Here is a 21,951-nt window from a genome sequence, read left to right on the forward strand (position 1 = left end):
CCTTTCACTTCAGGCCCGTGGTGGCGATGCCGCGCACCAGGTAGCGCTGTCCGGCGAGGAAGAACCCGAAGATGGGGCCGAGGGCCACCATCGACATGGCGAACACCGGGCCCCACGGGGTCTGGCTGGTCGCGTCGACGAAAGTCCGCAGCGCCACCGGCACGGTGTACATCTCCGGGTCGGTCAGGAAGATGAGCTGGCTGAAGAAGTCGTTCCAGGTCCAGATGAAGGTGAAGATCGCGGTGGTGGCCAGCGCGGGCACGCACAGCGGCAGGATGATCCGGAAGAAGATCCCCCAGTGCCCGCAGCCGTCGATGCGCGCCGCCTCGTCCAGCTCGCGCGGCAGCCCGCGGATGAACTGCACCATCAGGAACACGAAGAACCCGTCGGTGGCCAGCAGCTTGGGCAGGATCAGCGGCCAGAACGTGTTCACCATGTCGACCTGGGCGAACATCACGTACTGCGGGACGATGACCACGTGGATCGGCAGCATGATGCTGCCGATCATGATCGCGAACCAGAGCCGCTTGAACCGGAACTCCAGCCGGGCGAAGGCGTAGGCGGCCAGCGAGCAGGCGAACAGGTTGCCCAGGATGGACCCGAGCACCACGATGGACGAGTTGATCAGGTAGGTGCTGAACGGCTCGCCGAGCGCGGTCCAGCCCTCGACGTAGTTGTCCAGCGTCGGGTTGGACGGGATGAGGCCGGGTTCGGTGAAGATGTCCGGCGTCGGCTTGAACGAGCTCGCGAGCATCCACAGCAGCGGGTAGAGCATCGCCAGGCCGAAGAGGATCAGCCCGACGTGCGCCAGCGGCCTGCGTTTTCCGGTGGTGGTCCTAACCGTCGCCATAGAACACCCAGCGCTTCGCCGCGAGGAAGTTGACCGCGGTCAGCCCGCCGACGATGAGCAGCAGCACCCAGGCCAGGGCCGATGCGTATCCCATGTCGAAGTTGCCGAATCCGCGCTGGTACAGGTAGAGCGTGTAGAACAGGGTCGAGTCCGCGGGCCCGCCGGTCCCCGCGCTGACGATGAACGACTGCGTGAACGACTGGAACGCGCCGATGATCTGCAGCACCAGGTTGAAGAAGATGATCGGGCTCAGCAGCGGCAGGGTGATGTGGAAGAACCGGCGCGTCGGCCCGGCGCCGTCGACCGCGGCGGCCTCGTAGTACATCCGGGGGATCTGCCGCAGCCCGGCCAGGAAGATCACCATCGGCGCGCCGAAGGTCCACACGTTGAGCACGATCAGCGTGCCGAGCGCGAAGTCCGGTGTGGACACCCAGCCGGGCATGCCGGTGAGGCCGAGCGCGCCGAGCAGGCCGTTGAGCAGGCCGTCGGTGCCGAAGACCTGCCGCCAGAGGATCGCCACGGCCACGCTGCCGCCCAGCAGCGACGGCAGGTAGTAGGCCGAGCGGTAGACCGCCAGCCCGCGCACGCCCCGGTCCAGCACCAGCGCCAGGGCCAGCGCGAAGGCCAGTTGCAGCGGCACCGAGACCAGCACGTAGGTGAAGGTCACGCCCAGCGAGGTGAAGAACCGGGGGTCCTCCAGCATGCGGGCGTAGTTGTCCAGTCCGATCCACTCCGGCGCGCCGATGAGGCTGTAGTCGGTGAACGACAGGTACGCCGAGGCCGCGATCGGGCCGATGGTGATGAGGACGAGGCCGAGGAACCAGGGCAGCAGGAACAGGTAGGCGGCGGTGCCCTGGCGCATCTCACCCCGTCTCGGCGGGGCCGGGGCGGGTGTCGGTCCCCGCTCAGCGGCCCGCGGTCGTGCGGTCACTGACAAGCCGCTCACCTCGTTCCGGGTTGGGCAAGTAAGCGCTTTCTAGTCCGTCTGCCGGTGTGGCGTCAAGGTTTCCGTCGGTGTTCGCCGTCCGTTGAGATAGCGCTTTCTCGATCGGCCGCGACCGGTTATCGTCTCCGGGTGTGACAGTGGAGATCGTGTTGGTCGGGCTGCACGGCTACGGCCGGTCGCACCTGCGCGCGGTCCGGGCGCTGGACGGGGTGCGGCTGGGCGCGGTCTGCGATCCCCGGGGCTCGGACGTCGACGGCGTGCCCGCGTACCCGGCGCTGGCCGACGTGCCCGCGCCGTCCGGGGACCGGGTCACGATCATCAGCACGCCCCTGCACACCCACGCCGACCTGGCGTCGACCGCGCTCGCGCAGGGCTCGCACGTGCTGCTGGAGAAGCCGCCCGCCACGTCGCTGGCGGAGTTCGAGCGGCTCTGCGCCGCGGTGCGCGCGTCCGGCCTGCTGTGCCAGGTCGGGTTCCAGAGCCTGGGGTCGGCGGCCGTGCCCGCCGTCCGGGCGCTGGTGGCGTCCGGGGCGATCGGGACAGTGCGCGGCATCGGGGTGGCGGGCACGTGGCAGCGCGGCCGGGACTACTTCACCCGGTCGCCGTGGGCGGGCAAACGGCGGCTGAACGGGGTGGACGTGGTCGACGGGGCGCTGACCAACCCGTTCGCGCACGCCGTCGCCACGGCCCTGGCCATCGACGGCAGCACCCGCCGGGGCCAGGTCGCGGACGTGGAGGTCGAGCTGTTCCGCGCCAACCCGATCGAGTCGGACGACACCTCGGCCCTGCGCCTGCGCACGTCCCGGGGGACGGTCATAGTCGTCGCGGTCACGCTGTGCGCGAAGACGGTCCGCTCGCCCCACATCACCGTGCACGGTTCGGAGGGGACGATCACGTTGTTCTACAAGGAGGACCGCGTGCGCCTGCGGACGGCCGACGACGACGTCACGACGACGTACCCGACGACCGGCCTGCTGGCCGACCTGGTCGCCCGCGTCCGCGAGCCCGGCCCCCTGCTCAGCCCCCTGGCGGAGACCGGGGCCTTCATGGAGGTCCTGGAGGCGGTGCGGCTGGCCCCCGAGCCGCGCCCGGTGCCCGCGGCGGCCGTCGGCGACCGGATGGTCATCGACGGCGTGGACGACGCGGTCCTGCGCTGCTCGGCGGAACTGGCCCTGCTCTCGGAGGTCGTGCGGTGGACCTGACCGTCGCGGGCGTGCCGGTCGCCACGTACAACTCCGGGGCCGAACTGCACACGACCCTGTCGCCCCGCCCGTACCTCCACCCGGTGAGGACGCTGTCGGGCACGGTCGTCACCGACGCGCTGCCGGAGGACCACCGGTGGCACCTGGGCGTATCCATCGGGGTCCAGGACGTGAACGGCGCGAACCTCTGGGGCGGGCGCACGTACGTCCGCGACCGGGGATACACCTGGCTGGACGACCACGGCGCCATCCGCCACGTGCGCTGGCGGGAGCGGACGCCGTCGCGGCTGGACGAGGACCTGGCGTGGCTGGGACCCGACGGCGCCGTGCTCGCCCACGAACGCCGCGAGCAGAGCGCCCGCCCGATCGCGGGCGGCTGGGCGCTGGACGTCACGGTCACCCTCGCCGCCGACGGCGTGCGCCTGGGCAGCCCGGCCACCAACGGCCGCGCCCGCGCGGGCTACGGCGGCTTCTTCTGGCGGCTCCCGCTGCCCGACGGCCCGTCGACCGTCTTCACCGAACACGGGGTGGGGGAGGAGCAGGTGCACTACACGCGCTCCCCGTGGCTGGCCTACCACGGCGGCTCGCCGTCCCACCCGTTCACCGTCGTGCTGACGGCGTCGGTGGACGACCCGTGGTTCGTGCGGCAGGCGGGCTACCCCGGCCTCGGCTCGGCCCTGGCCGCGGAGTCGCCCGTGCTGGTCGACGGCGAGCTCCGCCGCTCCTTCACCGCGCGGGTGTACGACGGCCACCTGGCCGCGAACGAGTGGTGAGATAGGTCAAAGCCCGTGCTCACCCGGCGCGGGCGTGTGCCACGATGGAGCCGGTGCCTCGTGATGAGGTCCCCGGACGAGCGGGCGCCGTACCCGGCCAGCGACAAGACGGCGCTCAAGGAGCACATCGTGTCCTGGCTCGTCCTGATCGTCTCAGGTGTCCTGGAAGCCGTGTGGGCCACGGCGTTGGGCAAGTCGGAGGGTTTCACCCGGCTGGCGCCGTCGGTGGTGTTCGGGGTCTCGCTGGTCCTGAGCATGGCCGGGCTCGCCTACGCCATGCGGGAGCTGCCGGTCGGCACGTCCTACGCGGTGTGGGTGGGCATCGGCGCCGCGCTCACCGTCGCGTACGGCATGTGGTCCGGCGCGGAGGCCGTCTCCCTGGCCAGGATCCTTCTCCTGGTCGGGATCGTGGCGTGCGTGGTGGGATTGAAGATCCTCCACTGACACCCTTCACCCGCCGCGCAACGCGCGTTCCGCGCGCAGGGCGACCTCGATGTCGAAGCGTTGGTTGGGATCGGTCAGGCCGGGTCCGAAGAGGCGTTCCAATTGGCGCAGGCGATAGCGGACCGTCTGCGGGTGGACGTCCAACAGGGCCGCGATCTCCGGCGCGCTGCGGCGGGTCTCCAACCAGACCAGCAGGGTCTCGCCCAGCTTGTCGCGCTGCTTGCCCGTCAGTTCCGCCATCGGCGCCAGGGCCTTCGCGCCAATCTCCCGCACCAGGAACGGGTCGTTGAGCAGCCAGAGGACCGACATGCTGCGGTCGAACCAGGTCGGCGAGCCGTCCGCCAGGGTGCCCTCGGCGACCAGGGCCAGCGTGCGCCGCGCCCAGCGCAGCGACTGCGCGCACTCGACGACCGGGACGGCGGGGCCGACTGCCGCCTGCCAGCCGGGCAGCTCGGCGGGCAGTTCCGCCAGCAGGGGCCGGAACTCCTCGCTCAGCACCAGGCACGGGTCGGCCGACTCCAGATCGACCAGGTAGCGGGAGTCCAGGTTGGTGACGGGCAGGTCGGCGTCGGAGTCCCGGGGGCGCACGGCGATGGCCCGCACCCGCTCCGGCAGCGGCCAGCGCGCCGCCTCCGCCAGGTGCCCCAGCGGACGGCCGGGGCCGCCGCCGGGGGCGATGAGCGCCTGCAGGAGCTGTCGCCGCCGCCGTTCCAGCGCGCCGACCTCGCGCGCCCGCGCAGAGGCGTGGCCCTCGATGGACAGCGCCGACAGCTCGTCGATGTAGGCGAAGATCGCCTCCGCCAGCAGGCACAGCGTCGCGCTGGACACCCCCGCCGCCTCGCCCGCCGCCGCGATCCGCCGCCACGCCACCCGCGCGCCGATCCGATACGCCGTCTGCAGCACGTCCAGGATCGGGCCGTTGTAGATCTCGTGGCGGCCCATGTCGCGGAACACCTGGCGGCGTTCGTCCCGGGCGCTGCTCGGGTCCTCCAGCCGGTCGACGAACTGGGTCAGCGCCTGCTGGATGCCCTCGGTCACCGCGCGTCCGACGACGCCGTCGGGGTTGCGGGCGAACGCGGGGATCGCCTGGTTCAGCTCGCCGCGGATCTCGGCGACCAGGCGGGGGATGCTCGGGCGCAGCAGCGGGGCCAGCTCCCTGGGCAGTAGCGACCACAGGTTCGCCCCGTGCCCGGCGTCGGCGCGGCCCGGCGCGAGCAGCGAGTCGAACGCGATGCGCAGCGGGAATCCGGTCGGCTCCCCCGATTCTTCCGGCACCAGTGCCACCTCCGCGATCGCGAACTGGTCGCCGAATCTAGCGCGGCAGGTCGGGGGCTGGTCAAACATTCCGAGGAACAATTCCCCGATTCACCCGGCAGGCCGCCGGTAATTGTCACCGGAACACAACCCGCGCCGCGGCGATTCACCGCCGCGGCGCATCGGCGGCTATCCGGCCGCCCGGCCTTTTTCGTCGCCTTCGGACGTCCACAGCAGACGGTGGGCGCGCAGCGCGATCTCCAGGTCGAGCCGGGAGTCCGGGTCGGTCAGCTGATCGCCGAAAAGCTTCTCCACCTGACGCATGCGATAGCGCACGGTTTGTGGGTGGATGCGCAATCGCTCGGCGATCTCCGGCGCGCTGCCGCGGCTCTCCAGCCACGCCAGCAGCGTCTCCGCGGTGCGCGCCCGCTGCTTGACGGTGAGGTCGGCCAGCGGGGCCAGCGTGCGGTTGAGCAACTCGCGCACCAGGAACTCGTCGGCCAGCAGCCAGAGCGTCGACAGGTGGTCGCGGCACCAGGTGACCGGGCCGTCGCCGATGATGTCGCGCCGCACCAGGTTCATCGCCCGGCGCGCCCAGCGCAGCGAGGTGGCCGCGTCGCGCAGGCCGACCACCGGCCCGACGCAGGCGCGCCTGCCGCCCAGGTGCTCGCGGACGGTGCGCATCTGCCGCTGCGGGTCGGGCAGCACCAGGCACGGCAGGTCGCCGTCGAAGTCGGCCAGCACCTCCTCGGGCAGGCCCGCGGTGCTGAGGTCGTCGTGCTCGCCGTCCGGCGCGGGCTCGACCACCACGACGGCCACCGTCTCCGGCACCCGCCAGCGGGCCGTCGCGGCCAGCTTCGTGATCGACGTCGGCGACGCGGGCGGGTCGCTGAGCAGCAGTTCCACCAGTCTGCGGCGACAGCGCTCGATCATCCCGGCCGACTGCGCCTGCGCGGCGGTGTAGCCCTCGATCGACAGCTTCGAGATCTCGTCGACGTAGGCGAAGATGGCCTCGGCGGCGATGGTCAGCGTCGCCGTCGGCAGCTTCTGCGCCTGGCCCCACGCCGCGACGTGCCGCCACGCCACCCGGCCGCCCACCCGGTACGCCGTCTGCAGGCTGTCGAGGCTGCGGCCCTCGCTGAACTCCACCCTGCCCAGCTGGCGGAAGACGTTGGCCCAGTTCTCGTCCGGGGAGCCGCCGACGCCGATGGTGTCCATGATCCGCATGATCGCCTGCTCGACGCCCGCGACCATGATCGCGCCGAAGTGGCCCTCCAGCGGCTGGGCGTAGGCGGGGACCGCGCGCTGGATCTCGCGGATCATGTCCTGGGTGAGCTGCCCGACCATCGGGCGGAACCGGGACCCCAGATCGCGCGGCAGCGACGCCCACAGCATCGTCGCCTGGTCGTCCTGCCTGCCCGTGCGCGGCCTCGGCGCGGCGACCGGGCCTCGTCCCATGCCGGGTCGGGGGGAAGGGGGTCGGCTGCCCAGGTGAATCGCCATATCGTCCCCTTTGTCGCTGGCGCGCTCGCTTGGCGCGAATTCTTTCGGGTTCGGCTCGCCGCCGATCGTAACAATTTGTGACGACGACCATAAGTTCGGCGCGGGCGGCGTGTCAAATGCCCGTGTTACGTGACGCTGCGGACACCCGAACGGGTGACACCGAAGATCGGGGTTTTGCGGAAAAGGGCGGAGTTCGCCGTTCGGATTTTGCGCGTCCATGACAAACTCCGCCCGCCCGGCGTCGGCCCGGGGCGCGCAGTTGTGTCGGCCATGATCGCCGGGCGGGTGTGGAACAGCACGTCAGGTGGGTCTTTGACCAGCTATCAGCCGGTTCCGTCATGCCGGTGACTGGGGGAACACACAAAACGCCGACGGAGGGACTGTGCGCGTCTGATAAAACGGGCGGTCCGGCGCGGTTGCGCCGACCGGGTTCTTGCTCGGGTCGTCTGTGTGTCAGTAAGGTTTCGGCCAGATCGCCGCGGTCGGCAGGTCATCGGACTCGGGAGCCCCTATTCGGGCCCGCCGCGCAATTCGCCAAGCAGTCGTGAGGGAAGAATTCATGAAGCCTCGTTTGGTCGCCGCCGCGGTTTCCGCGGTCGCCGTCGTCGCGTTCGCGGGCGGCTGCAACTCCGATCCGGAGGCCCCGCCGCAGATCCCTGCCCCCGGCGCCGCCGCGGACGCCACCGGGCAGACCCAGGCGCCGCCCGCCGACCTCAGCGACCCGGCCGTGGCGTGGGCGGAGCAGGTGTGCACCGCGGTGGAGCAGGGCGGCAAGAAGCTCTCCGAGTTCCCCGCGGTCGACCCGAACGACCCGGCGAAGACCAAGCAGGCGATGCTGGACTACCTGCAGCGGATCTCCGACACCCTCGGCGAGCTCAGCGCGGGCATCAGCGCCGCGGGCGAGCCGCCGGTCGACGACGGCGCCGCCGCCGTGGACGCCGCCCTGACCCGCATCGACGACCTGCGCGGCGCGCTGTCCAACGCCCGCGAGAAGCTGTCCTCGGTCGAGGCGAGCGACCCCGTCGCCTTCCAGACCGCGCTGGCGGAGATCGGCCCTGAGCTGGAGGGCCTGAACACCACCGAGGGGCCGACCACCGACCTCAAGGCCAACCCCGAGCTCAAGGACGCCTTCGCGCAGGCCCCGGCCTGCAGGCGCGTCGAGGGCGTCTGAGTGGAGACCGCCATGCCCGTTTACCGCACCATCGTCGTCGGCACCGACGGCTCCCGCTCGTCGCTGCGCGCGGTCGAGCGGGCCGCCGAGGTGGCCCGCGACACCGCGGCCGTCCTGGTGGTCGCCTGCGCGTACGAGACCGCCGACCAGCGCGCGGTCGACCGGGCCGTGGACCGCCTCGGCGACGACGTCGGCTACCAGGTGGTGGGTGCCAGCCCGGCCGAGGAGACCGTCCGCACGGCCGCCGAGGTGGCGCTCAAGGCGGGCGCCGCCGACGTGCGCACGGTCGCGGCCGAGGGCTCGCCGGTGTCGGTGCTGCGCCGGGTGGTCCGCGACCACGACGCCGACCTGCTGGTGGTCGGCAACCGCGGCCTCAACACCCTCGCGGGCCGGGTGCTGGGCTCCGTGCCCGGCGAGGCGGCCCGCAAGTCCCGGGTGGACATCCTGATCGTCCACACCACCGGCTGATCAAGCCGCCGAAGCCCCGGTTCCCGTGCGGGACCGGGGCTTCAGCGTGCCCGGCGGAAGCCGTGGAAGGCCCAGACACCGCCGCCGACGGCCGCGGCGGCGGCCAGGGCGAGCGCCAGCGCGGGCGACCAGCCCGCTGGCCGGTCCAGGGAGAGCGCGCGGACGGCGTCGACGGCGTAGGTGACCGGGTTGACGCTGCTGAACCACCGCACCCAGGAGGGCATGGCCTCCAGCGGCAGGTACGCGCTGGAGCCGAACATCAGCGGCACCATGACGATGAACGACACCGCCTGCATCGCCTCCGGCTTCGGCGCCCAGCAGGCGATCGCGATGAACAGCCAGCTCAGGCCCCAGCCGACGACGATGGTCAGCAGCAGCCCCAGCAGCAGGCCGATCACGCTGCCCGGCCGGAACCCCAGCACCGGAACGGAGATGACGATGGCCACCAGCAGGTTCAGCGCCAGCCGGGCGGAATCGGCGACGGTGCGGGCGACGAGCACCGCGCCCAGCGTCAGCGGCATCGCCCGCAGGCGGCCGATGAACCCGGTGAAGACCTCGGTCAGCAGCCCGACGCCCGCGCCCACGGCCGTCGTCAGCGCGATGGTGACGAGGGTGGCGGGCAGCAGGTAGTTGATGTAGCCGTTGTACTCCGCGACGCCCGGCAGCGTGCCGATGCCGCTGAACACCTGGCTGAACAACAGCAGCAGCACGACCGGCTGCAGCAGGCCGAAGAACACGATCTTGCGGTCGCTGAAGGCCAGCCGGAGCGACCGTCCGGTGAGGACGGACACCTGGCGCAGCGGCGTCGCGGGCCGCCAGCGACCCGGCCGGTTCGGCGCGATGGCGCGGAAGCGCACGGTCTCCGGCTCCGCCGAGCGCGCCCGGCGGGGAGCGGCGTGGCGGCTCATGACTTGCTCGCGTGGTGCAGGGCCAGGTACACGTCGTCCAGCGTGGGTTCGGTGACGGTGAAGTCGACGATGTCCGGGCCCGCCGCGTCGAGCGCGCGGACGACGGCGGTGACGTGCCCGGGTTCGGCGAGCGCGACCCGCAGGATCGGCTCGACCGGGTCGGGCGTGGCCCGGATGCCCGCGTAGGCCAGCACCCCGAGGGCGTGGCGCACGGCGCGCTCGTCGGCGAGGCGGACGGCGGCGGCGCGCTGCCCGATCCCGGCCTTGAGCGCGGTGGGCGTGCCCGCGGCGACCACGTGCCCGCCCGCCAGCACGACGACCTCGTCGGCGAGCTTGTCGGCCTCCTCCAGGTACTGCGTGGTCAGCACGACGGTGGTGCCGTCGGCGACCAGGCCCGCCACCAGCGCCCACAGTCCCGCGCGGCTGACCGGGTCGAGGCCGGTGGACGGCTCGTCGAGGAAGAGGACGTCCGGGCGGCCGACGAGGCTGGCGGCGAGGTCGAGGCGGCGGCGCATGCCCCCGGAGTAGGTGCCCGCCTTGCGGTCGGCGGCGTCGGTGAGGCCGAACGCGGTCAGCAGCTCGTCGGCGCGGTCGCGGGCCTGCTTGCGGGTCGCGCCGAGCAGCCGGGCCAGCAGCACCAGGTTCGCCCGGCCGGACACGGCCTCGTCGACGCAGGCGTACTGGCTGGTCAGCCCGATGTGCCTGCGCACCTGGTGGCCGGAGCGGGTGACGTCGTACCCGCACACGCGGGCGGTGCCGGAGGTGGGCAGGGCGCGGGTGGCGAGGATGTCGATGAGCGTCGTCTTGCCCGCGCCGTTGTGGCCGAGGACGCCGAGGACCGCGCCCGGGGCCGCGGTCAGGGAGACATCGGTGAGCGCCGCCACCGGACCGTAGGCCTTGCCGAGCCGGGTCACCTCGATGCGGGGCCGGGGCATGGCCGCGACGATACCGGCGCGACCAGTCCCGGCACAGTATTCATCGCGGTATTCATACGGCGGTGACAAGTTTTCCGCACGGCATTTTTGTGCTCGGCTATGACAAAGCGGGGGATCGCCGATGGTATTTCGTTCCGCAATTGCGCGGCGAACGTCGACACCGCGGAATGGGCGTGGTTACCGTGCCGGACATGTCCCTGCTCCGCCGCGCACTCGTCGCCGCCGTCGCGGCCGCGACGACAGCAGTCCTGGTCTGGCCGATGGGCCAGGCGGCCGCAGCCGAGGTGCCGGTCGGCCCCGACGGCGACGCCTTCTACCTCGCCCCGAACCCGCTGCCGCCGGGCGCCGCGGGCGACCCGATCCACTACCGCGAGGTCAGCACGCCGATCGGCGGCCTGAGCGGCGCGAAGTCGTACCTGGTGCTGTACCGCTCGACCAACGCCACCGGGCGGCAGGTCGCGGTGTCCGGCACGGTGTTCGTGCCCAACCGCCCGGTCGGCGGCGTCCGCCCGATCGTCTCGCTCGCGCCCGGCACGCAGGGCCTGGGCGACAACTGCGCGCCGTCCCGGGCGTTCCGGTCCGGGGTGGAGTACGAGCAGATGATGGTCAGCGAGCTGCTCGCCAAGGGCTGGGCGGTCGCGGTCACCGACTACGAGGGCCTGGGCACGCCCGGCGACCACACCTATGTCGTCGGCCGCTCCGAGGGCCCGGCCGTGCTCGACGCGGTCCGCGCCGCGACCCGCATCCCGGCGCTGGGCCTGGCCGCTGGCGGCGAGGTCGGCATCGCGGGCTACTCCCAGGGCGGCGGCGCGGCCGCGTGGGCGGCCCAGCTCGCCGACGACTACGCCCCCGAGTTGAACGTGGTCGGCGTCGCGGCGGGCGGCGTGCCCGCCGACCTGATCGAGGTGTCCAAGCAGCTCGACGGCGGCCTGGGCTTCGGCCTGATGCTGGCCGCCGCGGTCGGCATGAACGCCGCCTACCCGGAACTCGACCTGCCCGGCTACCTCAACGAGGCTGGCAAGCGCGAGTACGACGCCCGCCACGACAAGTGCGTGGCCCAGATGATGCTGTACGCGGGGAAGAAGATCACCGACTACACGACCAGCAACCCGCTGGACACCCCGCAGTGGAAGGCCCGCCTGAACGAGAACAAGGCAGGCGCGGACGCCCCGGAGATGCCGATCTTCCTCTACCACGCCACGGGTGACCAGCTGGTGCCGTTCTCCCAGGCCAAGGCCCTGCGCCAGGCGTACTGCGGCGCGGGCGCACGGGTCCAGTGGCGGGAGTACTTCGGCGAACACCTGACGGTCTTCCTCGCAGGCCGCTCCGACGCCGTCCGCTTCCTGGAGGACCGCTTCGCAGGCAAACCGGCCCCGTCGAACTGCTGATGCCCACCCCCACGACGACCACCCCCTGCCGCGTCACCGGCGCGGCGGGGGTGGTCGCGTCGGCATGGCCCCGCCCGATCACGGCGGCCCTCGCAAACCTGCTCGCCCACCGCCACCACGCCCCCGCGAGCCCCACTCGGACGCCATCGGGACAGAACGAACCGCGGTCCTCGAGCGGAGGGTTGCGCGAGAAAGGACGTCCCGGACCCTGCTTCGGCGACGGGCGCCGGGCCCGGTGCCTTCGCTCGCTGGGCGTCGGTCGGCTCAGGCTGGGGCTCGGTGCTGCGTTGCGGCCCTGGGACCGACGGGTGCGAACGCACGTGCGGCCGGGACGGGGAGTCGGCGCCGACCCAGCCCGGGACGGCGTGGCACGCGAGGTTGGGCGGCTTGGGTCGGGTGGTGGGCGGTGGGCTTGGGACCTAGGGCGGCGAGAGGGAACACGGCTGGGTTTCGCTGGCTGGCCAGGGGCTTCGGGTGGAGGGGCGTGTGAGGTTGGGTGGCTGGGGTCGGGTGTTGGGCGGTGGGTCTGGAGCTTGCGGCGGCGAGGGGGATCGCGGCTGGGTTTCGCTGTCTGGTCGGGGGCTTTGGGTGGACGGGCACGTGAGGTAGGGCGCCCGGGGTCGGATGGTGGGGGCCTGGGGCGGCGAGAGGGATCGCGGCTGGGCTTCTCCGTCGGGCCGGACGGTTCGGGTGGAGGGGCGTGTGAGGAAGGGGCGCCCGGAGCGGGGTTTGGTAGCCGGTTGCCGCCGAGTGGTGGTCGGGGTGTGACGTGAGGGGGTTGTCGGCGCGCGCCCGGGTGTTCGCCACTGCGGGCGGGGTCGCGTTTCTCACCGCGGCGGACAACACCGTCGTGGCTGCGGCGGCGCCGTCTATTGGGGGTGATCTCGGGTTGGGGCTTGCCGCGACGCAGGCGATCACGGCTGCCTATCTGGTTCCCTTTGCCGGGTTGCTGCTCTCCGCGGGGGCGTTCGTCGATCGGGTGGGGGAGCGCAGGGCGTTGCGGTTGGGGCTGTTCGGGTTCGCCGCGGGGACCGTGCTCGCCGCGCTCGGTGCGCGGTTCGGGGTTGGGGTCCTGCTCGGTGGACGGGCGGCGCAGGGGGCGGCGGCGGCGTTGTTGGTGCCTGCCGCGCTCGGCGTCATCCGGACCCGGCTGAGCGACCACGACCGGCCGAAGGGTGCGGCGCTGTGGGCGGTGTGCCTCGCCGCCGCGCTCGCGGGTGGGCCCGCGCTGGGTGGGCTGACCGCCGAGCACCTGCACTGGACCTGGGTGTTCTGGGGATTCCTGCCCATCATCGCGCTCGGCGTCGCCGTGCTGCCCGAGCCCGCGCCGCCGCCGCGGCCGGGGCGGGTCGGGGTTCTCGGGGGCGGGCTGGCCGCCGCCGCGATGGCGTTGCTGACCGGCGGGCTGCTCGTCCTGGCCGACGGCCACGCCGTCGCCGGGCCGCTCGTCGCGCTGGGACTCGCCGCCGCCGCGGCGTTCGCCGTGCGGGAGCGCCACGCGCCGATCCTGCCCCGTGAGCTCCTCGCCAGCCGCACCGTGCGCGTCACCGTCGTCGCCCAAGCGCTCTGGGGATTGGGGGTGACCGGCGTGTCCGTGGTGACCCCGCTGGTGCACCAGCGCTGGCTCGGCCTGGGCCCCGCCGAGGCCGCGCTGCCGCTGGTCGCGGTCGCGGGCGCGCTCATCCTCACCGCGCCGTTCGTCCCCCGGCTGTCCCGGGCCCACGGCCAGGCCGCCGTGGCCGCGGGCGGGCTGGCCGTCGTCGCCGCTGGCCTGGTCGCCATCGCCGCCGTCGACCACATCCCGCTGCTGTGGCCCCGGATGCCCGGCCTGGTCCTGATCGGCATCGGCTCAGCGGCCACCGTCCCGCTCACCACCCTCGCGCTGGACGCGGCGGGGGAGCGGGCGGCGGGCGCGGTGTCCGGGCTGCTCGGCGCGGCCCGGGAGTTCGCTGGCGCGCTGGGCGTCGCGCTGATCGCGCTGGTCGTCGCGGCCGCCGACCTGGTCTCCGGCTACACCTGGGCGCTGGCGGCCGCCGCTGCCGGGCAATTGGCCGCCGCGGCGCTGGTGTGGACCTTGTGTCCGCTCGACAAGCCATCGCGGAATTCAGCTCATCAGGCTGACAAATCGACGCCCGCGCAATCGACCGCATGAGCGCGTCGTTGACGCGTCCCCGGCGTGACAATTAACGTGACGTTCCGAATTCGCCGAAAAAACGGTGGTGTGTTTTCTTTCATTTCCGGGGTGAAGGACAGAGCAGATGAGTTCACCGACCCTGCACGACCTCCCCGCGCTGCTGGGCGCGTGGGCCGCCCGGCTGCCCGACGCGGTTGCCGTGGACCACTGGGACTTCCGCACCCATTCCGGCGGCGCCCGGACGCCGATGACCTGGCGCGCCTACGACGAGCGCGCCCGCGCCGTCGCCGCCTGGCTGCAGCGCCGCGTCGCCCCGGGCGAGCCGGTGGCGATCCTGGCCGGGCAGACCCCGGACTACCTCGTGGCGTTCCTCGGCGCGCTGCGCGCCGGGGTGGTCGCGGTGCCGCTGTTCACCCCGGACCTGCCCGGCCACGCCGACCGCCTCGCCTCCTCGCTGCGCGACTGCGGCGCCCGCACGGTACTGACCACACAGGACAATGTCGACGGCGTCACCGCGTTCCTGCGCGCGAACCGCCTGCCCGACGACCGCGTCATCTGCGTCGACACACTGCCCGCCGCGATCGGCCCGCACTTCGACCCCGTCCGGCTCGACCCCGACGCCGTCGCGTACCTGCAGTACACCTCCGGCTCCACCGGCAATCCGCGCGGCGTGATGGTCACCCACGCGAACGTCGTCGCCAACGCCCAGCAGGCCGTCACCGCCTACCGCGCGGTGCAGGGGACCGTCACGGTGAGCTGGCTGCCGCTGTTCCACGACATGGGCCTGATGCTCTCCGTGGCCGCCCCGCTGCTGAACGGCCTGCGCACCGTCCTGATGGACCCGCTGGCCTTCATCGAGCGCCCGGAGCGCTGGCTGCGCGCCCTGTCGGCCAACCCCGGCTCGATCTCCGCGGCCCCCAGCTTCGCCTACGCCTACTGCGCCTCCCGGGTCAACGACTGGGAGAAGGCCCGGCTGCGCCTGGACGGCGTGCTCGCCCTCATCGACGGCAGCGAGCCGGTGCAGGAGAACGCGATCGAGCGCTTCCGGGCCGCGTTCGCGCTCTGCGGCCTGCGCCCGAACGTCCACCGCCCCTCCTACGGCCTGGCCGAGGCGACCGTGTTCGTCACCGCGGCCGACAGCCCGACCGTCCGCTCGTTCGACCGCGCCGCGCTCGCCGCCGGGCGCGCCGTCGAGGCCGGGCCGGACACCGCCGACCCCATGCGGGTCGTCGCGTGCGGCGTCCCGATCGGCCAGCGGGTCGAGGTCGTCGACCCGGCCACCCGCCGCCCCTGCCCGCCGGGCCGGGTCGGCGAGATCTGGGTCAGCGGCCCGAACGTCGCCGCGGGCTACTGGGGCAGGCCGCTGGAGACCGCTGCCGCGTTCGACAACGAGCTCGACGGCGACGGCCGGTGGCTGGCGACCGGCGACCTCGGCGTCGTCGTGGGCGACGAGCTCCACATCACCGGCCGGATCAAGGACCTCATCGTCGTCGACGGGCGCAACCACTACCCGCACGACGTCGAGCGCACCGCCGAGACCGCGCACGCCGCCATCCGCCCGCGCAACGCCGCCGCGTTCGCCGTGACGGGCCCGGAGGGGGAGAGCGCCGTCGTGCTGGCCGAGTGGGCGAAGAACGCTGCCGAGCACGACACCGACGCGGTGGTGGCCGCCGTCCGCGCCGCCGTCGCCCGCCGCCACGGGCTGCCACTCCGCGACGTGGTCCTGGTGCCCCCCGACTCCCTTCCCCGCACGTCCAGCGGCAAGATCTCGCGCACCGCCTGCCGCGACCGCTACCTCGCGGGCGCCCTCGACGCCGTGGCCACGGCATGAACGACATCACGGCGTGGCTGACCGCCTGGGTCACCGAGACCACCGGGGTGACCGACGTGCGCCCCGACCGCCCGCTGCACGAGTACGGGTTGTCCTCCCGCGACATGGTCCGCCTCGTCGCCGAGCTGGGCGACCGCGTGGGCGCCCCGCTCGCGCCGACCCTGGCCTACCAGCACCCGACGATCTCCGCCCTGGCCGCCGCGGTCACCGCCGAGTCCGGCGCCGCGCCCGTCGAGCGCGTCTCGGCGGCCCCCACCGAGCCCATCGCGGTCGTCGGCATCGGCTGCAGGCTGCCCGGCGGCGTCGAGGGCCCGGCCGACTTCTGGCGCCTGCTGGACGACGCCGCCGACGCGATCGGCGCCCGCCCGGACGGCCGGTGGACCGCCCCCGAGCACGTGCTCGCCGGGCTGCCGGTCCACGGCGGCTGGCTCGACGACGTCGCGGGCTTCGACGCGGGCTTCTTCGGCATCACCCCGCGCGAGGCCGCCGTCATGGACCCCCAGCAGCGCATCACGCTGGAGGTGGCGTGGGCGGCGCTGGAGCACGCGGGCATCGCGCCGAGCACGCTGCGCGGCAGCCGCACCGGCGTCTACATGGGAGTGTCCTCCACCGAGTACGGCACGTTCACCCTCGCCGACCCGGCCGCCGCCGAGGCGTGGGCCAGCTCGGGCGCTGCCGCGTCGGTCGTGGCCAACCGCCTGTCCTATCTGCTCGACCTGCGCGGCCCCAGCCAGGTGATCGACACCGCGTGCTCGTCGTCGCTGGTCGCCGTGCACACCGCGATCGCCGCGCTGCGCTCCGGCGAGGCCGACCTCGCGCTCGCCGGCGGGGTCAACGTGTTGCTCACCCCCGGCATCACGGCCGGGTTCCAGCGCGCGGGCGCGCTGGCCGCCGACGGGCGGTGCAAGGCGTTCGACGCGGCCGCCGACGGGATCGCCCGCGCCGAGGGCTGCGGCGTCGTCGTGCTGCGCCGCCTGTCCGACGCGCGCGCCGCGGGCGACCGCGTGCTCGCCGTCCTGCGCGGCAGCGCGGTCAACTCCGACGGCCGCTCCAACGGCCTGCTCGCCCCCAACCCCGCCGCCCAGGCCGCGCTGCTGGCCGACGTCTACCCCGAGGCGGGCGTCGACCCGGGCACCGTGGACTACGTCGAGGCGCACGGCACCGGCACGCTGCTCGGCGACCCGATCGAGGCGGGCGCGCTGGGCGCCGTGCTCGGCGCGGGCCGCGACCGGGACCGGCCGCTGCTGCTCGGCTCGGTCAAGTCCAACCTCGGCCACCTCGAGGCGGCGTCCGGCATCGCGGGCCTGATCAAGGTCGTGCTCGCCATGGCGCACGGCAGGCTGCCCGCCAGCCTGCACTTCACCCGGCCCAACCCGCACATCGACTTCGACGGGCTCGGGCTCCGGGTCGTCGACGAGGGCCGGGACTGGCCCCGCTACTCCGGCCTGGCCTGCGCTGGCGTGTCCGCGTTCGGCTTCGGCGGCACCAACGCGCACGTGATCGTGGAGGAGTGGCCCGCGCTGCCCGCCGCCCCCACGGTCGACAGTGGACTTCCTGAGATCCTGGCCGTGTCCGGGCCGGACGCCGCGGCGGTGCGCGAGCGGGCCGCGGTGCTGGCCGACTGGCTGGAGACCGCCGACGCGCCGGTGGCCGACGTCGCCGCCGTGCTCGCCGCCCGCCGCGACCACCTGCCCGCGCGGGCCGCCGTCGTGGCCGCCGACCGGGCCGAGGCGGTCGCCGGGCTGCGGGCCGTCGCCGACGTCCGGACCGCCGCCGTGGACCTCGCGGGCCCGGTGTTCGTCTTCTCCGGCTTCGGCTCGTCCTGGCCCGGCATGGGCGCGAAGCTGCTGGCCGGCGAGCCCGCCTTCGCCGAGGCCGTCGCCGACCTCGACCCGCTGTTCCAGGCCGACGCCGGTTTCTCGCTGCTCGACGTGCTGAGCGCGGACGGCGACGCCGACGCCCTGCCGGACCTGACCGTCGCCGCGCCCGCGCTGTTCGGCATGCAGCTCGCGCTGGCCCGGCTGTGGCAGGCCCACGACGTGCACCCGGCCGCCGTGCTCGGCCACTCCGTCGGCGAGGTCGCCGCCGCGGTGATCGCGGGCGCGCTCGACCCGGCGCAGGGCCTGCGCGTGGTCACCGCCCGCTCGGCGCTGCTGGCCCGCCTCGACGGCGGCGCGATGGCCGCGGTCGAGCTGTCCGACGCCGAGTTCGCCGACCTCGCCCCGCGCTTCCCGGGCGTGGGCATCGCGGTGCACGCCGCGCCGGGCCAGTGCACCGTCAGCGGCGACCGCGACGGTGTCGCGGCCCTGGTCGCGCACGTCGAGGGCATGGGCAGGCTGGCGCGGCCGCTCAAGGTCGTCGGCGCGGGCCACTCCCCGGACGTCGACCCGTTCCTCGGCGAACTGCGCGCCGCGCTCGACGGCCTCGCCGCCGCCCCCGCCGTCGTGCCGTGCTTCAGCAGCGTCCATGACGACCCGCCCGCGTTCGACATCGACTACTGGGCGGCCAACCTGCGCTCCCCGGTGCGCTTCCGGCAGGCCGTCGAGGCGGCCGCGGCCGCGGGCCACCGCACGTTCCTGGAGATCAGCCCGCACCCGATCGCCGCGGCGGCCGTCGAGCAGACCATCGGCGAAGGCGCGGTCATCGCCACGCTGCGCCGCGGCGGCGACTGGCCCCGCGCGGTGGCCGACCTGCACGTCGCGGGCGACTCCGCGGCCCTGCTCGCCCGCTACCCCGACGCCCCCGTGCTGGACCTGCCCGGCCCGGTCTGGCGGCACGAGCGGCACTGGACCGCGCCGCCGAGCGCGGGACCGGCCGGGCACCCGCTGCTCGGCGCGCACGTCGAGGTCCCCGACGACGGCAGGCACATCTGGCAGGCCGACCTCGGCGCGAACCCGCCGCCCTGGCAGCCCGACCACCACGCCTTCGGCGTCGGCGTGCTGCCCGGCACCGCGTTCCTCGAGGCCGCCATCGCCGCGGGCCGCCAGGCCACGGGCGCCGACCGGGTCGTGGTCACCGACCTCGCGCTGGCCGAGTTCCTCGCCCCGAACCCGGACACCGTCCTGTCGACCAGCCTGACCCGCGACGGCCGCGTCACCGTCTCCGCCAAGGGCAGCGACGCCGCCTGGGTCACCCACGCCACCGGCCACGTCGGCGTCGACACCGACGAGGACGTGCGCGCCCCCGCGGCCCCGGCGGCCCTCGCCCCGATCGACCTCTACGCCGCGTTCGCCGCCATCGGCCAGGACTACGGCCCGGCGTTCCAGGGGCTCTCGGAGGTCCGCGCCGCGCCCGGCTACGCCGCCGCCCGGGTGGCCCTGCCCGACGCCGCGGGCGGCCACGGCGCCTACGCCGCCCATCCCGCCCTGGTCGACGCCTGCCTGCAGGCCATCGGCGCGGCCGCGCTCGGCCTGCCGGGCGTGCGCGGACGGCACGTGCCCACCGGGTTCGGGCGCGTCCGGCTGCTCGGCGACGTCCGCATGGGCACCCGGTGCGTGGCCGAGGCCGCGCTCGGCGACTCCGGCCTGCTCGGCGCGGTCTACCTGCTCGACGACGCGGGCACGGTCCTGCTCGCCGCGACCGGGGTGCGGGTCACCTCGGTCGCCGACCCGGACGGCGCGCGCACGCTGGAGTGCCGCTGGGAGCCCGCCCCGCTGCCCGTCGGGTCGGACACCCCGAGGACCATCGCGTCCACAGTGGACGACGAGGACGCCACCGACGTGGTGCTCACCCTCTCCGGCGACGGCAGGGACGTGACCGCGCGTGCGGCGCGCGCCGCCGCCCGGCTGGCCGAGCGCGCCCGTCCGCCCCGGCTCTGGCTGGTCACCGAGGGCGGCAACGGGCCCGAGCCCGGCGACCCCGACCTGGTCTGCCTGCGCGGCCTGGTCCGCGTGCTGGCCTTCGAGCACCCCGAGCTGCGCGCCACCCTGCTCGACGTCGACGCCGCGTCCGGCCCGGCCGCCGTCGCGGCCGAGGTCCGCGCGGGCCGCCCGGACGACGAGGTGGCCTGGCGGGACGGGACCCGGCTGCGCGCCCGGCTCGCCCCGGTGACCGTCCCCGACCAGCCGCCGCCCGTCGGCCCGGGGGCCTACCTGATCACCGGCGGCCTCGGCGAGCTCGGCGGCCACATCGCCGCGTGGCTGGCCGAGCGCGGCGCCACCCGGATCGTGCTGGCCGGACGCACCGCGCGGCAGGCCCCGGACGTGCCCGGCGTCGAGGTCGTCGTCGGCGACATCGCCGAACCCGGCGTCGCCGAGCGGTTCGTCGCCCACGCCCGCCGCGACGGCGTGCCGCTGCGCGGCGTCGTCCACGGCGCGGCCGTGCTGGCCGACGAGCCGGTGGCGGCCATGACCGACGACGCGCTCGCCCGGGTCTGGCGGCCCAAGGCCGAGGGCGCGCTGCGCCTGCACGACGCCGTCGACGACCCGGACGTCTGGTGGCTGGCCCTCACCTCCGTCGCGGGCCTGATCGGCAGCCCCGGCCAGGGCGCCTACGCCGCCGCCAACGCCTGGGTCGACGCGCTGGCCGCCCGCCGCCGCGCCGCCGGGCTGCCCGCGCTGTCCATCGCCTTCGGCGCGTGGCGCGGCGCGGCGGCCGACGCCAGGGCCAACGCCGCGCTCGCCGACCTCGACCCGGCCGACGGCCTGGCCGCGATCGGCGCGCTCCTCGCCGACGGCCGCACCGGCGTGGGCGTGTCCCGCCTCGACGGCGCGCGCACCCTCGCCCTGTTCCCCGAGCTGGCGCGCAGGCCGTTCCTGGCCGCCGTCGCGGGCGCCCGGCCGGAACCCGAGCCCACCGGCTGGGCCGGTCCGGACGCCCTGCGCGCCCTGCCCGACCCGCGCGGCGCGGTCCTCGACCGCCTGGTCACCGGCCTCGCCGCGCTCATCGGCGCCGACCCCGCGCGCGTCGACACGACCACGCCCCTGATCAGGATGGGCCTGGACTCGCTGATGGCCATGCGCCTGCGCGCCGCTGTCCAGCGGGACTTCGACCGGGTGCTGCCCGTCCCGCTGCTGCTGCGCGGCGCGAGCCTGCGCGACGTCGCCGACCACCTCGGCGACGAGCTGGGCCTGCCGGCGGCCCGGACCCCGCGCGCCGACATCGGCCCGCGCGACACCGCCGAGCGCTGGGTGGCCCGCGTGTGGACGGACGCGCTGGGCGCGCCCGTGACCGACGTGCACACCGCGTTCGCCACGCTCGGCGGGGACGCGGCCGCGCTGGCCGCGGTCCGCGCCGCGCTGGCCGAGCGCCTGGGCGCGGACTTCGCGGTGTCCGAGCTGGACACGGTCGCGGGCGTCGCCGACCGGCTGCGCGACGACCTGGAGCGGCCCACCTCCGGCCTGGTCCACACGCTCCGCGCGGAAGGGCGGCGTCGACCGCTGTTCCTGTTCCACCCGGCGGGTGGACCGACCACGGTGTACCAGCCGCTGGTGGCCGAGCTGCCGCCCGGCTACCCCGTGCACGGGTTCGAGCGCATCGACGACGTGTCCACAGTGGAGGAGAAGGCGGAGCGGTACGCGGCCCTGCTGCGCGGCATCCAGCCGCGCGGCCCGTACCGGCTCGGCGGCTGGTCCTTCGGCGGCGTGCTCGCGTACGAGACCGCGCACGTGCTGACCGCGATGGGGGAGACCGTCGAGCAGGTCGTGCTGATCGACTCCATCCTGCCGGAGCGCGGCGGGGCCGCCGAGGACGCCGCGCTGCTCGCGGGCCGCTTCGCCCGGTTCGCCGAGCACGTCGAGCGCACCTACGGCGTCCCGCTGGACCTGCCTGCCGACCTCGCCGACCGCGACGAGGACGCCCAGATCGGCTGGGTGATGGCCCGCCTCGGCGCGATCCCCGGCATCGGCGACGCGGTGCTGCGCCACCAGTACACGTCCTATGTGGACGCCCGCGTCGCGGAGCGGTACCGGCCCCGGCCGTACGGCGGCCCGGTCGTGCTGCTGCGCGCGACCGACCCGCACCCGCTGACGACCACGCTCGACCCGCGCTACCTGCGCACCGACGACACCCTCGGCTGGGACGAGTTCTGCGCCGACCTGACCGTCCGCAGGGTGCCGGGCGACCACCTGTCCATGATCGACCCGCCCGCGGTCGGCGTGCTCGCCCGCCTGCTCGACGCCGCGGTGGAAGCCGTGGAGGTCTGAG

15 protein-coding genes and 1 riboswitch are annotated in these 21,951 nt (G+C 74.4%); of the genes, 9 read left to right on the plus strand and 6 right to left on the minus strand.

Going from position 1 to position 21,951, the window contains the following annotated elements:
* Positions 1 to 4: 4 nt before the first annotated feature.
* Entirely contained in the window at positions 5 to 850 is an 846-nt protein-coding gene (locus tag Actkin_RS13360) for a carbohydrate ABC transporter permease (protein WP_189212931.1), read from the minus strand.
* The gene (locus Actkin_RS13365; RefSeq protein WP_189212932.1) at positions 837 to 1,712 is read right to left on the minus strand and encodes a carbohydrate ABC transporter permease; all 876 of its coding nucleotides are present in this window, start codon (positions 1,710 to 1,712) and stop codon (positions 837 to 839) included. Before Actkin_RS13365 ends, Actkin_RS13360 begins: the two co-directional genes overlap by 14 nt.
* Positions 1,713 to 1,927: 215 nt before the next feature.
* Between Actkin_RS13365 and Actkin_RS13370 the strand changes: the two genes are divergently transcribed.
* The 3 genes from Actkin_RS13370 to Actkin_RS13380 all read left to right on the plus strand — a co-directional run bounded on the left by Actkin_RS13370 (position 1,928) and on the right by Actkin_RS13380 (position 4,215).
* The gene (locus tag Actkin_RS13370) at positions 1,928 to 2,998 is read left to right on the plus strand and encodes a Gfo/Idh/MocA family protein (protein ID WP_258907425.1); all 1,071 of its coding nucleotides are present in this window, start codon (positions 1,928 to 1,930) and stop codon (positions 2,996 to 2,998) included.
* A complete protein-coding gene (locus Actkin_RS13375; RefSeq protein WP_258907426.1) occupies positions 2,989 to 3,771 on the plus strand; it encodes a DUF6807 domain-containing protein in 783 nt (260 codons plus the stop codon). Before Actkin_RS13370 ends, Actkin_RS13375 begins: the two co-directional genes overlap by 10 nt.
* A 50-nt stretch (positions 3,772 to 3,821) precedes the next feature.
* A riboswitch (guanidine-III (ykkC-III) riboswitch) is annotated at positions 3,822 to 3,889 on the plus strand.
* 11 nt (positions 3,890 to 3,900) lie between these two features.
* The gene (locus Actkin_RS13380) at positions 3,901 to 4,215 is read left to right on the plus strand and encodes a DMT family transporter (protein ID WP_258907427.1); all 315 of its coding nucleotides are present in this window, start codon (positions 3,901 to 3,903) and stop codon (positions 4,213 to 4,215) included.
* Positions 4,216 to 4,221: 6 nt separating this feature from the next.
* Here the strand turns inward: Actkin_RS13380 and Actkin_RS13385 are convergent, their stop codons facing one another.
* Positions 4,222 to 5,490 (minus strand): PucR family transcriptional regulator, encoded by a 1,269-nt coding sequence (locus tag Actkin_RS13385; protein WP_189212935.1) that lies wholly within the window; start codon positions 5,488 to 5,490, stop codon positions 4,222 to 4,224.
* Between the two features lie 168 nt (positions 5,491 to 5,658).
* On the minus strand, positions 5,659 to 6,927 hold the full coding sequence (locus tag Actkin_RS13390; protein WP_189212936.1) for a PucR family transcriptional regulator: 1,269 nt from the start codon (positions 6,925 to 6,927) through the stop codon (positions 5,659 to 5,661).
* Positions 6,928 to 7,531: 604 nt separating this feature from the next.
* On the opposite strand from Actkin_RS13390, the gene Actkin_RS13395 reads away from it, so the two are divergent.
* Complete coding sequence (locus Actkin_RS13395; RefSeq protein WP_258907428.1) at positions 7,532 to 8,143, plus strand: hypothetical protein; 612 nt, start codon at positions 7,532 to 7,534, stop codon at positions 8,141 to 8,143.
* Between the two features lie 12 nt (positions 8,144 to 8,155).
* Positions 8,156 to 8,611 (plus strand): universal stress protein, encoded by a 456-nt coding sequence (locus tag Actkin_RS13400; protein WP_189212938.1) that lies wholly within the window; start codon positions 8,156 to 8,158, stop codon positions 8,609 to 8,611.
* A 41-nt stretch (positions 8,612 to 8,652) separates the two neighbouring features.
* Here Actkin_RS13400 and Actkin_RS13405 read toward each other — a convergent pair whose 3' ends face one another.
* Both Actkin_RS13405 and Actkin_RS13410 read right to left on the minus strand, forming a co-directional pair.
* Positions 8,653 to 9,519: an ABC transporter permease gene (locus tag Actkin_RS13405; protein ID WP_258907429.1), complete on the minus strand. Its 867-nt coding sequence runs from the start codon at positions 9,517 to 9,519 to the stop codon at positions 8,653 to 8,655.
* A complete protein-coding gene (locus tag Actkin_RS13410) occupies positions 9,516 to 10,454 on the minus strand; it encodes an ATP-binding cassette domain-containing protein (RefSeq protein WP_189212940.1) in 939 nt (312 codons plus the stop codon). The genes Actkin_RS13405 and Actkin_RS13410 overlap by 4 nt, the downstream gene beginning before the upstream one ends.
* Before the next feature lie 191 nt (positions 10,455 to 10,645).
* Between Actkin_RS13410 and Actkin_RS13415 the strand changes: the two genes are divergently transcribed.
* The 4 genes from Actkin_RS13415 (at position 10,646) to Actkin_RS13430 (ending at position 21,950) form a co-directional block, all read left to right on the plus strand.
* Positions 10,646 to 11,842 carry a lipase family protein gene (locus Actkin_RS13415; RefSeq protein ID WP_258907430.1) on the plus strand — a complete coding sequence of 399 codons (1,197 nt, stop codon included), beginning with the start codon at positions 10,646 to 10,648 and terminating at the stop codon, positions 11,840 to 11,842.
* 769 nt (positions 11,843 to 12,611) lie between these two features.
* Complete coding sequence (locus tag Actkin_RS13420; RefSeq protein ID WP_258907431.1) at positions 12,612 to 13,994, plus strand: MFS transporter; 1,383 nt, start codon at positions 12,612 to 12,614, stop codon at positions 13,992 to 13,994.
* A gap of 106 nt (positions 13,995 to 14,100) precedes the next feature.
* A complete protein-coding gene (locus tag Actkin_RS13425; protein WP_258907432.1) occupies positions 14,101 to 15,807 on the plus strand; it encodes a fatty acyl-AMP ligase in 1,707 nt (568 codons plus the stop codon).
* Positions 15,804 to 21,950, plus strand: a complete 6,147-nt coding sequence (locus Actkin_RS13430) for a type I polyketide synthase (protein WP_258907433.1) — start codon at positions 15,804 to 15,806, stop codon at positions 21,948 to 21,950. The genes Actkin_RS13425 and Actkin_RS13430 overlap by 4 nt, the downstream gene beginning before the upstream one ends.
* Position 21,951: the final 1 nt, after the last annotated feature.

The sequence above is a fragment of the Actinokineospora sp. UTMC 2448 genome (genome assembly GCF_024760565.1).
Classification (GTDB): domain Bacteria; phylum Actinomycetota; class Actinomycetes; order Mycobacteriales; family Pseudonocardiaceae; genus Actinokineospora; species Actinokineospora fastidiosa.